The sequence below is a fragment of the Erwinia sp. 009765445 genome (genome assembly GCF_058137865.1).
The window spans coordinates 68,345-84,740 of sequence record NZ_JBYUWC010000022.1 but is presented as its reverse complement, the minus strand read 5'-3'; the positions used below and the strand labels follow the sequence as shown (position 1 = coordinate 84,740).

12 protein-coding genes are annotated in these 16,396 nt (G+C 55.1%); 5 read left to right on the top strand and 7 right to left on the bottom strand.

Annotated elements, in window-relative coordinates; genetic code table 11:
* Positions 1–34: 34 nt before the first annotated feature.
* Together AC3Y5R_RS20910 and dcuR are read left to right on the top strand one after the other, a co-directional pair.
* Positions 35–1,657 carry a sensor histidine kinase gene (locus AC3Y5R_RS20910; protein ID WP_489922929.1) on the top strand — a complete coding sequence of 541 codons (1,623 nt, stop codon included), beginning with the start codon at positions 35–37 and terminating at the stop codon, positions 1,655–1,657.
* Positions 1,654–2,373, top strand: a complete 720-nt coding sequence (gene dcuR / locus AC3Y5R_RS20905; protein WP_489922928.1) for a two-component system response regulator DcuR — start codon at positions 1,654–1,656, stop codon at positions 2,371–2,373. Before AC3Y5R_RS20910 ends, dcuR begins: the two co-directional genes overlap by 4 nt.
* On the opposite strand, the gene AC3Y5R_RS20900 is transcribed toward dcuR, so the two are convergent.
* Complete coding sequence (locus AC3Y5R_RS20900; protein WP_489922927.1) at positions 2,354–3,322, bottom strand: FAD:protein FMN transferase; 969 nt, start codon at positions 3,320–3,322, stop codon at positions 2,354–2,356. The genes dcuR and AC3Y5R_RS20900 overlap by 20 nt on opposite strands.
* Before the next feature lie 54 nt (positions 3,323–3,376).
* Positions 3,377–6,136 carry a flavocytochrome c gene (locus AC3Y5R_RS20895; protein WP_489922926.1) on the bottom strand — a complete coding sequence of 920 codons (2,760 nt, stop codon included), beginning with the start codon at positions 6,134–6,136 and terminating at the stop codon, positions 3,377–3,379.
* A 650-nt stretch (positions 6,137–6,786) separates the two neighbouring features.
* On the opposite strand from AC3Y5R_RS20895, the gene AC3Y5R_RS20890 reads away from it, so the two are divergent.
* Entirely contained in the window at positions 6,787–8,298 is a 1,512-nt protein-coding gene (locus AC3Y5R_RS20890) for an anion permease (RefSeq protein ID WP_489922925.1), read from the top strand.
* Positions 8,299–8,353: 55 nt separating this feature from the next.
* Positions 8,354–9,997, top strand: a complete 1,644-nt coding sequence (gene fumA / locus AC3Y5R_RS20885) for a class I fumarate hydratase FumA (protein ID WP_158783413.1) — start codon at positions 8,354–8,356, stop codon at positions 9,995–9,997.
* Positions 9,998–10,088: 91 nt separating this feature from the next.
* Here fumA and proA read toward each other — a convergent pair whose 3' ends face one another.
* Together proA and proB are read right to left on the bottom strand one after the other, a co-directional pair.
* On the bottom strand, positions 10,089–11,342 hold the full coding sequence (gene proA / locus AC3Y5R_RS20880) for a glutamate-5-semialdehyde dehydrogenase (protein ID WP_489922939.1): 1,254 nt from the start codon (positions 11,340–11,342) through the stop codon (positions 10,089–10,091).
* Between the two features lie 16 nt (positions 11,343–11,358).
* Positions 11,359–12,462 (bottom strand): glutamate 5-kinase, encoded by a 1,104-nt coding sequence (proB, locus tag AC3Y5R_RS20875; protein ID WP_489922924.1) that lies wholly within the window; start codon positions 12,460–12,462, stop codon positions 11,359–11,361.
* A 247-nt stretch (positions 12,463–12,709) separates the two neighbouring features.
* Between proB and ompC the strand changes: the two genes are divergently transcribed.
* Entirely contained in the window at positions 12,710–13,816 is a 1,107-nt protein-coding gene (ompC, locus tag AC3Y5R_RS20870; RefSeq protein WP_489922923.1) for a porin OmpC, read from the top strand.
* 83 nt (positions 13,817–13,899) lie between these two features.
* Here ompC and crl read toward each other — a convergent pair whose 3' ends face one another.
* The 3 genes from crl to gpt form a co-directional block, all read right to left on the bottom strand.
* Complete coding sequence (gene crl / locus AC3Y5R_RS20865) at positions 13,900–14,301, bottom strand: sigma factor-binding protein Crl (RefSeq protein ID WP_158783416.1); 402 nt, start codon at positions 14,299–14,301, stop codon at positions 13,900–13,902.
* Positions 14,302–14,403: 102 nt separating this feature from the next.
* On the bottom strand, positions 14,404–15,654 hold the full coding sequence (gene frsA / locus AC3Y5R_RS20860) for an esterase FrsA (RefSeq protein ID WP_489922922.1): 1,251 nt from the start codon (positions 15,652–15,654) through the stop codon (positions 14,404–14,406).
* Positions 15,655–15,773: 119 nt separating this feature from the next.
* Positions 15,774–16,232, bottom strand: coding sequence for a xanthine phosphoribosyltransferase (gene gpt, locus AC3Y5R_RS20855; protein WP_489922921.1), 459 nt, complete (start codon positions 16,230–16,232; stop codon positions 15,774–15,776).
* Positions 16,233–16,396: the final 164 nt, after the last annotated feature.

Sequence of the window (16,396 nt, the reverse complement as noted above, 5' to 3'; positions counted from 1 at the left end):
GATAATTGCGGTTTGCTTTTTCAGTGGGAAGAGAATGAGCGACTTGAAACAACGCAGGCACGCCCGTAAACGGCCGATGAAACTCAGTACTTCGGTCACGCTGATGGTCAGCAGCGTGATTGTTTCGGTACTGGTGGTGGTCTGCGCGCTGTTCTTTGTGCAGATCAGCCATGCCACCCGCGATGGGGTGAAGGCAGCCGCTTTCGCCGTGGCCAGAACGCTGGCCGACGATCCAGTGGTGAAGCAGGGCCTGGTATATCCTCCCGACAGAAATCTTATCCAGCCAGTGGCCAGCCGCATACAGCAGCGTAACAACCTGCTGTTTGTAGTGGTGACCAATATGGACGGCATCCGTTACTCCCACCCTGATTCCGGTATTATCGGCGCTCATTTTATTGGCGACGATATCAACCCCGCGCTGGCGGGCCTTGAGAATGTTTCCGTTAACCACGGCACGCTGGATGAGGCGATGCGCGTGTTCACGCCGGTTTATAACGATCGGCAACAGCAAATCGGCGTGGTCTCGGTCGGCATTTCCCTGAACAAAGTGGCCGAGCAGATTAACCGCAGTCGCTGGAATGTGCTGTGGATAGTGCTGTTCAGCGCACTGGTCGGCACGTTGGGCATCTGGGCGCTGGTCCGGGTGCTGAAGCGCATTCTGTTCGGCTTTGAACCTTATGAAATCTCCTCCCTGTTTGAGCAACGCCAGGCGATGCTGCAATCATTGAAAGAAGGCGTGATTGCGGTAGATCGTGACGGGCATGTGACCCTGATAAACCATGCGGCCCGCAAGATGCTGCTTTCCCCTGATGACCTGCTGGCAGGCAAACGGGTGGAGCCGGGACCGCTGGTTGCCACACTGGGTGAAGTAGTGCGCACCGGCAAACCAGTGCAGGATCGGGAAATCAGCAGCTATGGCCGACTGTTTTTGTGCAATATCCTGCCGGTCCGTAGTAATAACCAGGTGATTGGTGCCATCAGTACTTTCCGCGACAAAACTGAGATCCGCCTGCTGATGCAGCGGCTGGACGGTATGGTCAGCTACGTGGATGCATTGCGCGAGCGCTCTCACGAGTTTATGAATAAGCTGCACGTCATCCTTGGCCTGCTGCACATGAAAAATTATCCCAAGCTGGAAGATTACATCCTGCAGACTGCCAATAACTATCAGGAAGAGATCGGCGCGCTGCAGCACAAAATCAGATCGCCAGTGATTGCCGGTTTCCTGCTGGGCAAAATGAACCGCGCAAAGGAGACTGGCCATCGGTTGACGCTGGCCGAAGAGTGCCTGGTACCCGATAATCCCAACGAGCAGCAGGTTGCGGTACTGATCACCGTGCTGGGTAACCTGATTGAGAATGCGCTGGAGGCGATGGCGGCCCAGTCTGATGGCGAAGTCAGCGTGCTGCTGCATTATCATAACGGCTGGCTGGGCTGCGAAGTCAGCGATGACGGGCCAGGCATTGCGCCTGAGCATATCCGGACTATTTTTGACAAAGGCTTTACCACCAAAGGCGGCGAACATGGCGTTGGCCTGACGCTGGCGAGACAGCAAGCGGAGGATCTTGGCGGCAGTATCGCGGTGGAATCCGAGCCGGGTGTGTTTACCCAATTTTTTGTCCAGTTACCCTGGGACAGTGAAAGGAAGAGTGCGTGATTAATGTATTAATAGTTGATGATGATGCCATGGTCGCCGAGCTAAACCGCGTCTATGTCAGTCAGATCCCGGGTTTCAGCTGCTGTGGGCATGCCACCACTCTCCTGCAGGCTGAAACGATGATTAACGATCCGTCGATGAGCATCGATCTGATCCTGCTGGATGTCTATCTGCAACAGGATAACGGTCTGGATCTGCTGCCGATCCTGCGGGCCGCAGCCAGTACCATTGACGTGATTGTGATCTCCTCCGCCTCTGATGCCACAACCGTGCAGAAATCGATGCATTACGGCGTGGTCGATTACCTGATCAAGCCGTTCCAGTTCCCCCGCTTTGAAGAGGCGCTGACCAGCTGGCGTGAGAAGAAGAACCTTAAAGGGTCACATCAATATTACGAGCAGGCTGATGTCGATCGTCTGATGCACGGAGGCGCACCCGTGGTGGCCGATGCCCGTCGGCTGCCAAAAGGACTGACCCCGCAAACGCTGCGCACCCTTTGTCAGTGGATTGATGCCCATCCGGCGACGGAATTTTCAACTGATGAGCTGGCAAACTCGGTGAATATCTCGCGGGTATCCTGCCGTAAATACCTGATCTGGCTTGCGCAGATCAATATTCTGTTCACCAGCGTGCACTATGGCCTGACCGGAAGACCGGTCTATCATTATCGCCTGCAGGCGGAGCACCACGACCTGCTTAAGCAGTACTGCCAGTGATCAAACGGTAGTCATTATCCCGCAGGGTAAAGCTGAACTGGCTCGCGGAGGAGAAGATCACCTCGCGTTGCTTAGTGACAAAAATCGCCTCAATACCGGGCTGATGCTTGAGCAACGCACAGCCCTTCACCACGCCCATGCCGTAAATCAACGTGGTCCAGATATCGCCATCCAGTGAGTCGGTGGAAATAATGGTCACGCTGTCCAGCTCGTTATCCAGCGGGTAGCCGGTTCGCGGATCGAGGATATGGTGGTATCGTCGGCCATCCTGCTCAAAATATCGTTCATAAACGCCCGAGGTCACCACCGATTTGTTCTCCACGGTGATAGCTCCCACCAGCGCATCCACCTCGCCGAACGGTTTCTTCAGTCCTACCGTCCAGCCTCCGGGCGGTGAACCCAGCGTCTGGACGTTGCCACCAAGATTAATCAGCGCCTGCTCCACTCCCTGCAACTTAAGATAGTCACGCACCCTGTCGGCAATAAAACCTTTGGCTATCGCGCCAAGGTCGAGCTCCATATCGGGCTGAGCCAGAAAAACCGTTCCTGCCACCTCATCCAGTATCACCTGTTCTGGCCGGGTGCGGGGCAGTAAAGTGGCAATCTCTCCGGCGGGCGGCACGCTGTCGCCCTTAAAACCAATCCGCCAGCGCTTCACCAGTGGCCCGATGGTCAGGTTGAAACAGCTGTCCTTCACCAGGCTGGCTGCCAGCGCACAGCGGATCAATTCAAAAACCGGCGCACTCACCGCAACCGGCGTGCGGCCCGCCGCGTGATTAATATCCATCACTTCGGACTGAGCACGGTTTACGGTCAGCAGATCTTCATACTTTTTGATTAAACGGAATACCTGAGAGGCAAGCGCCTGATTGTTATCGAACAATTTCAGCAGGATGGGCGAACCCATTAAGACGGCGGAATACCCATAAACATGACTGTCGGAAGACATAACGGGCTCCTTTGGATTGACGCCCCGGCAAGATGAGTCCGGGGCGTTGAGGACTTAACGTTTTGCGCGGCTGGCCGCCTGATGGCCCGCAAGGGTGCCAAAGATAATAATATCGGCTACGGCATTTCCGCCAATGCGGTTACCGCCGTGGATACCGCCAACCACTTCGCCAGCGGCGTAAGCACCCGGGATGATCTGGCGCTGGTTATCCAGCACGGCTGTTTCGGTATTCACGGTCACGCCGCCCATGGTGTGGTGAACGCCCGGTGCGATTTGGATCGCGTAGAACGGGCCTTCTTTCACCGGATTGCGCATCGCAGTCTTACGGCCAAACTCTTCGTCGTGCTGCTGCTCAACAAAGCCATTGTAGCGCTCCAGCGTCGCCAGGAAGTGATGATGATCCATTCCCAGCTTATCCGCCAGTTCGCGAGGCGAAGCCGCGCTGACCACAAAGCCTTTGGCGATGTACTCATCGGCGGCTTTGTTTTTTGTCCGCACGTTCTCATCGAACACGATGTAAGCGTATTTCTCCGGCAGCGCGATAATCTGCGCCGACACTTTATCGCGGGTTTCCATCTCATTGTAGAAGCGGTTGCCCTGCTGGTTCACCAGAATAGCGCCACCGCCACGAATGGATTCAGAAATCAGGTAGGAGGTCTTCTGTTCCACCGTTGGGTGGATCTGGATTTCGCCCATATCCACCGTGCCCGCACCAATCTGCTCCAGCAGCGCAATGCCGCCACCGGTTGCGCCTTTATGGTTGGTGGTAACAAAGCCTGCCAGGTCGGGACGATATTTCACCACCATCTGGCTGTTGGCGCTGAAGCCGCCGGTCGCCACGATAATGCTTTTGGTGCGGATGGTCTGCTGTTCGTTTTCATCATTCAGCACGCTGACGCCGCAAACTTCACCCTGCTCCATTAAAATCCCGGTCACGGAAGTGTCCAGCATCACCCCGATTTCACGTTTGGCTATGTTACGCACCAGCCCGCTGATCAGATAGCCGCCGACGGCCGATCCGTCTCTCGGACGGTGGGTTCGGTCAATACTCATACCGCCAGTGGTGGTGATATCGTTGAGCATAATGCCGCGGTCGGCAAGCCATTCGATAGCCATCGGCGCATTCTCAACAAAGCGGTGCAGCAGCGCAGCGTTATTTTTGTTTCTGCCGCCCTTCAGCGTTTCGGCATAGAACAGTTCTTTACTGTCATTGATGCCTTTCACCCGCTGGAAGCGCGTTTCCGCGGCGTTCATCCCGGCGGAAGCTTTGATGGTATTGCCCCCGATGGAAGGCATTTTCTCCACGATCAGCACGCGGGCACCTTCATCATGAGCCTGAATGGCTGCGGCCAGACCTGCGCCACCGCTGCCGATAACCACCACATCGAAATCCTGCGGAACAGCGGGATTGCCGCCCTCTTCCACCACCAGCGCCTTGCTGGATTTCACCATTGCTTTGGAGACCGCTTTTTTCACCGCCTCACTTTGTGATGTTGCACCGGAAATGGCATCCACGTGCGGACTGTTGGCATCCAGAATGCGGCAACGGATCTCTTCAAAGCTGGTCACGAAGCTGACATCGTCTTCCGGCCCGTCAGTCAGTTCAATCGCCGCAATGCGGTCAGTCTCCAGGCTGACGCTAATCACCAGCTCATTGTCTTCATCCTGCACTTTCTCAATAAAGGTGCCGGGTTTAAATTTCGCAGCTGCCATGCTCATGTCGCGGATCATCGCTTCGACCAGCGAAAAACGCCACAGCGGTTCCGGAATGTTCTTCTCTTCCCGCTGGGTGCTGTCGATAAACAGTTCCAGGTTTTCACCGCTGGCGATACGGTCACTCCAGTCGGGATAGGCAATGCAGGCACGACCAACGGCCACCAGGTCATAGCCATGCTCCATCGCCTGTTCAACATCGGCAGCATTAGCCACCCCGCCCACGCCCATCACCGGGATTTGCGCCAGCGTGTCGGAACGCATCGCGATGTATTTATCGATCAGCGGCGTCGGGTCAGTTGACTCAACGATGGAGGAACGCAGTGAGTAGCCGACAGAAAAATGGAGATAGTCCAGACCGCGGGCCGCCAGTTTTTCCAGCAGATAAAGAGTGTCATCAAAGCGGATGCCGGGAACTTCCATCTCTTCTGGCGAGAAGCGATAGCCAATGATGAAGGCGTCGTCAGCATGCTGGCGCACCATCTGGTGCGTGATTTCCAGCACCGCCAGAGGGAATTTTGCGCGGTTATCGCGGCTGCCGCCCCATTCGTCATCACGCCGGTTGGAATGAGGAGAGTAGAACTGCTGAATCAGATAGGTGTTGGCCCCGTGAATTTCGACACCGTCGAAGCCCGCCTGAATGGCACGGCGTACGCCTTCACCAAACTTGTTCACCATGCCCACCACTTCTTCCGTGGTTAAGGCTGTGGGCGTGGCAGCGCCATCACGCGGAGTAGCCACTGCACTCGGTGCCACCGGAGTACGGCCACCAATCAGCTTTGGCTCGACCATGCGACCGCCGTGGTAAATCTGCAGGATCGCTTTGGACCCTTTGGCTTTGATTGCTTCCGCAATTTTTGCCAGACCCGCGATTTTTTCATCGTTATCGATGCTGATTGCGCCAGGGAAAGCCAGCCCAAGATCATCAATAAAACAGCATTCCACCACGATGGTGCCAATGCTGCCTGCACGCGCCCGGTAATATTCCACCAGTTCGCTGCTTACCGTCCCGTCAAAATAGCCGGTACAGGTGGTCATCGGTGCCATCAGCAGGCGATTTTTCAGTTCTGTGCCATTCGGTAAAGTGAATGGGCTAAACATAAGCGATTTTCTGCTCATTATTGTCAACTCCAAATTTTATAAAATTTAAATTAAAAATCAGGTTGCCGACACTATTTTTAGTTCTGATTGTTTGTCGTTAGCATGGAATCAATATAATCCTTTTTTTAGTTACTAAAGCATTTACGTTAGTTATAAAACTATTAAAGTGTTTCAGTAACAGGAATAACCCTATCGGATAAATCATTTAAAAATAAAATGTTCACATTCCATTAAATAAAGATAAATTTTATGTTACTTCCAGACTAAAACCTCCCAACCTGCTAAGGACGTAGCCTGCAGCGAGATCCGATCTCTACCCCTACCTCTTTCGGTTGATATAAGAATATTCTCTACCTCTTTATCATGTTCTTCTGAGGCTATTTAACCCCATAAAGCTGTCAGGCATTTAAAATAAACAAATTGTGGTCTGATGAGCGTAATTTCTTGATCCTGATCAAATGTCACCCCCCTGAAAAGCGCAGAATATAAATATCATCTTATTTTAATTCACCGCCGGTTTACGCGATGAATGGCTATTTAATACAACGGCAAATTTCACTTTAAATAACCAAAGTAGCTTTTGAAACTAAAAAAAGTGAAGGCCAGCCGGATAGCGAAAACGAATCTTAAACTACCAGCAGAAGTGTACTATGACTGATAAATCACTCTCTCTACCGCAAAATAAAGCAGGCAATGCAAAGGCGGGTAAGAAAAACCGCCTGGTGATGATGGCGCTGCCCGTTATCGTGGCTTTGCTGTTGCTGTTAGTGCCGGTTCCGGATGGGCTTCCGCCTTATGCGTGGCACTTCTTCGCGATCTTCGTTGGCGTTATCGTTGGCCTGATTTTCGAGCCGCTGCCGGGGGCCGTGGTTGGCCTGACCGGGGTGGTGGTTATCGCGCTGGGCAGTCAGTGGCTGTTATTCAGCCCGGAACAGCTGGCCGATCCGAAATTCAGACTGGCAGGTCAGTCGTTTAAATGGGCGGTCAGCGGCTTCGGTAACTCCACCGTGTGGCTGATTTTCGGTGCCTTCATGTTTGCCGCCGGTTACGATAAAACCCAGTTCGGCCGCCGCCTGGCGCTGATCCTGGTGAAATATCTTGGCCGTCGCAGCCTGACGTTGGGTTACGCCATCACCCTCGCCGACCTGTTGCTGGCCCCATTCACCCCATCCAACACCGCGCGCAGCGGCGGGACAATTTTCCCGATTATCTCTAACCTGCCGCCGCTGTACGGTTCCAAACCAAACGATCCAAGCGCCCGTAAAATTGGTTCTTACCTGATGTGGGTTGCCATTACTGCAGCCTGTATCACCAGCTCAATGTTCCTTTCCGCACTGGCACCGAACCTGCTGGCGCTGGCGCTGGTGAAAAGCATCGTGGGCATCAACATCTCCTGGGGCATGTGGTTTATTGCCTTCCTGCCGCTGGGCGTACTGCTGATCCTGACCATGCCGCTGCTGGCCTACTGGTTCTATCCGCCGGAAGTGAAAGTGAACGACGAGGTGCCGCTATGGGCCAGTCGCGAGCTGGAAAAACTGGGCAGAATGTCCCGCAATGAAATCCTGCTGCTGGTGTTCGTCTGCTGTGCGTTGATGATGTGGATCTTCGCCGCCAGTTTTATCGAACCGGCTCTGGCTGCCCTGCTGGTGATTGTGCTGATGCTGTGGACCGGCGTGCTGGAGTGGAACGACATCACCGGTAACAAAGCGGCGTGGAACACTTTCGCCTGGTTTGCAACACTGGTGGCGCTGGCTGACGGCCTCTCTTCCACCGGCTTTATCGGCTGGCTGGGTAAAGAAGGCGGCGCGCTGATGGGCGGTATCTCTCCGGGCGTGGCAACCATTGTTCTGCTGCTGGCGTTCTACCTGCTGCACTATCTGTTTGCCAGCACCACCGCGCATACCACCGCGCTGCTGCCTGCTGTTCTGACCATCGCTTCTACCATTCCAGGCATGAATATGGAAGTGTTCTGTCTGCTGACAGTGACCTCGCTGGGTATTATGGGGATCATTACCCCATACGGGACCGGCCCAAGCCCTATATACTACGGAAGTGGTTATCTGCCGACGAAAGATTACTGGCGGTTGGGTACAATCTTCGGTGCCATTTTCCTTGTCGCCCTGCTGGTGATTGGTTATCCGTGGATGGCAATAATGTTCTGATTAACAACCGTCGGGGAGAGCCCCCCGGCGGTTAAATTTTAGGAGTAAAAAAGCGATGTCGAACAAACCGTTTTATTACCAGAACCCTTTCCCGCTGAAGCATGATGAGACCGAATATTACCTGCTGACCGCCGATCACGTCTCTGAGGCGGAATTTGACGGCCAGCCGGTGCTGAAAGTGGAGCCGGAAGCGCTGACTCTGCTGGCAAAACAAGCCTTCCACGACGCCTCCTTTATGCTCCGTCCGGACCATCAGCAACAGGTTGCCGATATCCTGGATGACCCGGAAGCGAGTGAAAACGATAAGTATGTTGCGCTGCAGTTCCTGCGCAACTCCGAAATTGCCGCCAAAGGCATCCTGCCAACCTGCCAGGATACCGGTACCGCCATCATCATGGGCAAAAAAGGCCAGCGCGTGTGGACTGGCGGCGGCGACGAGGCCGCACTGTCCAAAGGTGTCTATGACACCTTTATCGAAAATAACCTGCGCTACTCGCAAAACGCTGCGCTGGATATGTACAAAGAGGTGAATACCGGCACCAACCTGCCAGCCCAGATCGACCTGTACAGCGTGGATGGCGACGAATACAAGTTCCTCTGCGTGGCTAAAGGCGGCGGTTCAGCCAACAAAACCTATCTTTACCAGGAAACCAAAGCGCTGCTGGCCCCAGGAAAATTGCAGGCGTATCTGGTCGATAAAATGCGGACTCTCGGCACGGCAGCCTGCCCTCCTTATCATGTGGCGTTTGTGATCGGTGGCACCTCGGCGGAAGCGACGCTAAAAGCGGTTAAACTGGCGTCCACGCACTACTATGACGGCCTGCCAACCGAAGGCAACGAACACGGCGTGGCATTCCGCGATGTGCAACTGGAGCAGGAACTGCTGAAAGAAGCGCAGAACCTTGGCCTTGGCGCGCAGTTCGGCGGCAAATACTTCGCCCACGATATCCGCGTGATCCGCTTGCCGCGTCATGGTGCTTCCTGCCCGGTGGGCATGGGCGTTTCCTGTTCCGCCGACCGTAATATCAAAGCGAAGATCAACCGTAAAGGCATCTGGATTGAAAAACTGGAAGATAACCCGGGCAAATTCATCCCGGAAAGCCAGCGTCAGGCAGGTGAAGGCGAAGCGGTGAAGGTTGACCTTAACCGTCCGATGAAAGAGATTCTGGCCCAGCTTTCCGACTTCCCGGTCTCAACCCGCCTGTCGTTGAGCGGCACTATCATCGTTGGCCGTGATATTGCCCACGCCAGGCTGAAAGAGCGTATCGATAACGGCGAAGGCCTGCCGCAGTATATCAAGGACCATCCGATCTACTACGCGGGACCGGCCAAAACGCCGGAAGGTTATGCTTCCGGTTCACTCGGCCCGACCACGGCAGGACGCATGGACTCCTATGTCGATCTGCTGCAATCCCACGGCGGCAGTATGATCATGCTGGCAAAAGGCAACCGCAGCCAGCAGGTGACGGATGCCTGTAAAAAGCACGGCGGCTTCTATCTGGGCAGCATCGGCGGCCCGGCAGCGGTGCTGGCGCAGCAGAGCATCAAGAGTCTGGAGTGCGTGGAATACCCCGAGCTGGGGATGGAAGCGATCTGGAAAATCGAGGTGGAGAATTTCCCGGCGTTTATTCTGGTGGATGACAAGGGGAACGACTTCTTCCAGCAGATCAGCGGTCAGTGTGCAAGCTGCCTGAAGTAACACAATCCGGTGATAAAACAGCGGGCGCTTAATGCGCCCGTTTATTATTTCCGTCCGTCAAAGACCATTCTCACTGCTGCCCCTGCCCCCATCAGCGGCGCACGGTATCGTTGCCGAAGGCCACCCATTTGTAGGTGGTCAGCGCCTCCAGCCCCATCGGGCCACGGGCATGCAGCTTTTGCGTGCTGACCGCCACTTCCGCCCCAAGGCCAAACTGGGCACCATCGGTAAAGCGGGTGCTGGCGTTGACATACACCGCCGATGAATCCACCTCGTTAACAAAGCGATCCGAGTTATGGATGCTGCGGGTGAGGATGGCATCTGAGTGCTGCGTACCGTATTCACGGATATGTGCGATCCCTTCGTCGAGGTTGTCCACCAGCTTCACGTTGAGATCCAGCGCCAGCCACTCGTCGCGGTACTGCTCTTCCGTCACGGCGCTCACTTCAGCCGGGCCATTTTGCAGCAGCGGCAATGAACGGGGATCGGCATGCAGCTTAATGCCTTCCTGTTTCATCCGGCTGCTCAAGGCAGGCAGGAAAGTGTCGGCAATGGCGGAATGCACCAGCAGGGTTTCCAGTGAGTTGCAGGCGCTTGGGCGCTGTTTCTTGGCGTTGATGATGACCTTCATCGCCGGTTCCAACTCAATATCGCGATCGACAAAAATATGGCAAACGCCGATACCGCCAGTGATCACCGGGATAGTCGACTGTTCACGGCACAGCTTGTGCAGACCAGCACCGCCGCGTGGGATCAACATATCAACGTAGCGATCCAGCTTCAGCAGCTGCGCGACCAGCTCGCGTTCCGGGCTTTCAATGGCCTGAACGGCACCGGCTGGCAGGCCGTGCTGCTTTAACGCATCCTGAATAACGCGCACGGTCGCGCCATTGGTACGGTAAGTTTCTTTACCGCCGCGCAGGATCACCGCATTGCCGGTTTTCAGACACAGCGAAGCGACATCCACGGTCACGTTTGGCCGCGCTTCGTAGATCACACCGACAACGCCCAGCGGCACGCGACGACGTTCAATACGCAGGCCGCTGTCCAGCAGACCCCCGTCAATCACCACGCCGACCGGATCGGCCAGATGGCAGACCTGACGCACGTCATCGGCAATGCCTTTCAGCCGTGCCGGGTTCAGCATCAGGCGGTCAAGCAATGCTTCGCTCAACCCATTTTTACGGGCATCCGCCAGGTCCAGCTCATTGGCCGCGAGGATTTCGGCGCTCTGCGCTTCCAGACGGTCGGCGAGGGTCATCAGAACCTGATTTTTTTGCGCGGTGGAGAGCACCGACAGCTGGTAAGACGCGGCTTTCGCGGCTTTCCCCATTTCTTCAAGCATGCTCATGCACGGCTCCTTAACTGACAATCATATCGTCGCGGTGAACGGCAACCGGGCCATATTCGTAGCCCAGAATGTCACTGATCTGCTGGGAGTGATACCCGGCAATCATGCGCATCGCGTCGCTGTTGTAGCGGCACACGCCGTGCGCCACATCGCGCCCCAGCAAACTGCGGATACGAATGACTTCACCGCGCGAGAAGTTACCACTCACTTCACTGATACCTTTTGGCAGCAACGAGCTGCCGCGCTCCAGAATGGCGGAAAGCGCACCGTCATCCACGGTAATTTCACCCGCAGGTGGCGCACCAAAGATCCAACGCTTGCGGTTTTCCAGCGGAGACTGCATGGCATGGAAGCGGGTTCCCACCGGGTTGCTGTCAATCACATCGCCAATCACCCCTGCACGGCTGCCCGCAGCAATGATGGTATCAATTCCCGCCCGGCAGGCAACGTCGGCGGCCTGCAGCTTGGTAGCCATTCCGCCTGTTCCCAGCCCGGAGACGCTGTCTCCGGCCAGTGTACGCAGTGCGTCATCGATGCCATGCACATCACGGATCAGTTCCGCTTTCGGGTTATTACGCGGATCGGCGGTAAACAGACCTGCCTGATCGGTCAGCAGCAGCAGTTTATCCGCTCCGGCCAGGATCGCCGCCAGCGCTGACAGGTTGTCATTATCGCCGACTTTAATTTCCGCCGTGGCCACCGCATCGTTTTCGTTGATCACCGGCACGATGTGGTTATCCAACAGCGCCCGTAGCGTGTCCCGTGCGTTCAGGAAGCGTTCACGATCTTCCAGGTCCGCGCGGGTCAGCAGCATCTGACCGATATGAATACCGTAGATAGAGAACAGCTGCTCCCACAGCTGAATTAACCGGCTCTGCCCCACCGCAGCCAGCAGCTGCTTTGAAGCGATGGTCGGCGGCAGTTCCGGGTAGCCAAGGTGCTCACGTCCGGCAGCCATCGCGCCTGAGGTGACGATCACAATACGATGGCCTGCCGCATGTTGCTGCGCGCACTGGCGCACCAACTCGACAATATGTGCCCGGTTCAGCCGACGCGATCCGCCGGTTAATACGCTGGTCCCCAGTTTCACTACCAGGGTCTGGCTGCTGCTCATTATATCCTGCCGTAACAATAAAATGATGGTGAGGAAGTCTTTGTATCAGGTGTGCCTGCGTAAGCCAACAGGCGGCGCGGGAAAAGAAGGAAAAACCCCTGGCAAGGAAGTAGACCAAAAGTTCGCAAATAACAAGAAATGCGTGAAATTGTAATAAACCTTTAATCTTTGCAAGGTAAAACATCCCACGTCTTAAGAGAAGTCTTAAGACCACAATAAAACTTACTCATTCGGGATTGATAGCAAAATGAAGAAAAGCGCACTGGCCATTTTAACCGCTGCACTGGCTCTGACCACCGCTGCTCAGGCCGCAGAAGTTTACAACAAGGACGGCAACAAGCTGGATCTGTACGGTAAAATCAAAGGCCTGCACTATTTCAGCGACAGCGCTGGAAACAACGGTGACAAGTCATACATGCGTATGGGCTTTAAAGGTCAGACGCAGATCAACGACCTGATGACCGGTTATGGCCAGTGGGAATATCAGTTCAACACCAATAACTCTGAAAGCGATTCAAACACTGGTAACAAAACTCGTCTCGGTTTTGCCGGTCTGAAATTTGGCAATTACGGTTCTGTAGACTACGGTCGTAACTATGGCGTGCTGTACGACGTGGAAGCCTGGACCGATATGTTCCCTGAATTTGGAGGTGACGGTACCGCTCGTTCAGATACCTTCATGACCCAGCGTACTACCGGCGTGGCAACTTACCGCAACACCAACTTCTTCGGTCTGGTTGACGGCCTGAAGTTTGCCCTGCAATACCAGGGGAAAAACGATGACGATACTGGCCGTACTTCTGCCAATAAAGGTAACGGCGACGGTTATGGTATGTCAGCAGTCTATGCGCCGGGTGACAGCGGCGTGAGCATCAGCGGTGCCTACACCAGCTCCGACCGTACTGATGCTCAGCAGGCACAGGGCTGGGGCCATGGCGATAAAGCCGATTCATGGGGTACTGGTCTGAAATATGACGCGAACAGCGTTTACCTGGCCGCTATCTACACTGAAACCCGCAACATGACGCCAATCAGCGGCACTGCGGTGATCAACAACGTATCCACTCCGGTTGCTGGCGCTGCCAACAAAGCACAAAACATCGAACTGGTTGCACAGTATCAGTTTGACTTCGGCCTGCGTCCATCTCTGGGCTACGTGCAGACCAAAGGTAAAGACATCGAAGGTATCGGCGACGTTGACCTGGTTAAATACATCGACGTTGGCGCGACTTACTACTTCAACAAGAATATGAACGCCTATGTTGATTACAAAATCAACCAGCTGGATGACGACAACAAACTCGCTCTGAACAACGACGACGTTGTGGCCGTTGGCCTGGTGTACCAGTTCTAAGTTTGTACCCTGTTCCACCCCCTCGTTATGTGTCTAAAACAAAGGCTGGCAATTGCCAGCCTTTTTTATTGCCCACATTGCACTCAGGCTGTCAGTTTTACCGGTTCATCGGCGAAATCTGCGGCCGGTTTCAGCCCCAGTTTATTCTCTTCCAGCAGCGCTTTAAGGCGCACATGGAAGTTACGCAGCGTCTCTTCCAGCCGCTCGTTGTTTTCCTTTCCTTTGACCGCAGAAGCCTTCCAGTTGCCCTCTTTATCGAACAACCCGAAGTGATATTCATAGGTGAAATGGTCGTCCTGCGCTTCCAGTTCCATCCACCAGCCCCAGAACTCACGCAGCTCCGGTGCAGGTTTCACATTGACGCAAACGGCCAGACAGTCAAAGAAAAAGCGATCGTCCACGCATTTGGCTTCGCGGATGTACGGTCCCAGAGAACCGAAACGCTTCATTAAGCGGCTTTTGGGAAGCCCACTCGGTAATGCCATCGTATAACCTCCTTTATTGCGTCTTTATTTCCCCAGGCAATCAGGCAGCGCAACGGCGGCCTGAAACCTGATGGTTATAGCAAATTCCGGCAGTTTCGCCAGTCAGCGGGTCAGTCGTTTCGCTAACCAGTCGACAATATCACGTAATGCTTTATCAAAGTTGCTCAATGCAGGGGTCAGCGTGATCGGCAGCAGTTTGCCGTCGGCGGAGGATTGCACGATCATGCGGGACTCCTCTTCCGGGCTGAACGGATCGTTCGGCCAGTAGCCGGAGAGCATCGGTGTAGGACAGTGTCTGCCCAGCAGACCCTGAGTTTTCAGCGAATAGCGCCCCAGCTCCACTCGCAGCGCCGAATCCGCAGCGCTTGCCATACCCAGCCGGCTGGCCAGCACGTCCATATACATTTCCGGCACCCGATCCTGCAGCGACTGGTCGCTCAGCAGGCTGTGCACCACCGGCCCCAGGCAAGCCACCGCCCGCAGGCGATGGGACTCCAGATAAGCCAGCCGCACTGCCACGTTGGCACCAAAGCGAAAACCAAATGCCGCCACGCGGCTGTGATCGACCCACGGAACATTTTCCAGATGCTTCAGCACCTGCTGATGCAGGAAGCTGGTGTCCTGGGTCAGTTTCCATTTGGAAGATAAACTGACGGAAGGCATATCAATGGTCAGCATCGCGATGCCGAGCGGGGCCAGGTAGTCATGAAACAGCCGATAGTGATCGGTCTGCAACGCATCCAGGCTGCCACACACCAGCACGGTGGGATAAGGCGCGCTCACCTCAGAAGGCATATGCAGGAAGCCGGAGATCGGGCTGCCGCCGGGGATGGGGAATTCAAGCTCCTTCAGCTCGCCGGAGAGCCGCGGCGTGGCTTCTTCATAGGCACGAGTGGCCATCATCTGAGCCTGCTCGGCCAGCTCGTCGCCTTTCAAATGAGGATAAGCCGCGATGCTGTACAGATTGGCAGCGTGCAGCCAGCAGTGACCGGCTTCCTCATCATTTTCTGCGCTGGCCGCTTTTTCCTGCCAGAGCGCGCCTTGTTTTGACCATTCATAAACCCAGTTGCCGCCCCGATAACCCACCACCGTGTCCAGCAACTGGTCATCCGTATGTTCAACGCTGCTGCAGGCTATTCGCGCCAGTACCTCACCAATTTCCTGCGGTGGCAGGCCACGCCAGGTCCACAGCAGGCGGTTAATCATGCGGTACCAGCCAGCATGACTCTCTCCTTCCAGCGCGGAATGAATCGGCAACGGTGTGTGATGATGGAGACGGCGGATCAGGGATGAGGTTTCAGGGTGCTTGAAGCGGGGTTTAAATAGCTCCTCGCTCAGGTTTTTTTCTGTCATGGCGTGAGACTCCTCCGGCGCACAGGGCATCGTTCCAGTCTATCGTAGCGCGCTCCGCTGCGCTAACCGTAAAAACGACAACGCCCGGCAGAACCGGGCGTTGCAATGATATCGATCAATCAGCCTTTGACGATAGGCGGGACATACACCACGCCCATGTCCCACGGCTGTTCGATCCAGGTATTCTGCGGGATATCAACCACATAATCATCCACCAGCGGGCGACCGGCCGGCTTGGCAAAAATGGTGACGAAATGCGCCTTTGGATACATCTCACGGATCGCCTGCGCTGTTCCGCCGGTGTCCACTAAATCGTCAATCACGATAAAGCCTTCGCCATCGCCTTCTGCACGCTTCAGCACTTTCATTTCGCGCTGACTGTCATGGTCATAGCTGGAGATACACACGGTATCGACATAGCGGATACACAGCTCGCGAGCCAGCAAAGAAGCCGGAACCAGCCCCCCGCGACTGACCGCAATGATACCTTTCCACTGTTCAACAGGAAGCAGGCGCTGAGCCAGTTTACGGGCATGGATCTGCAACATGTCCCAGGTGACGACGTATTTTTCGCTCATAAAGGTGTCCCGGCCAGGCTTTCTGGCTTAAAAATGTACAATGGGATGGGTTGCGCGGAATTATAGAGATCTGAGCCGTTAAAAACCAGCACCAGGTGGCCTGTGGAAGCCTTTTTTCCTCCTGCGAAGTAAGCATCGCCCTGTAAACGGTGATATTCTTTCCC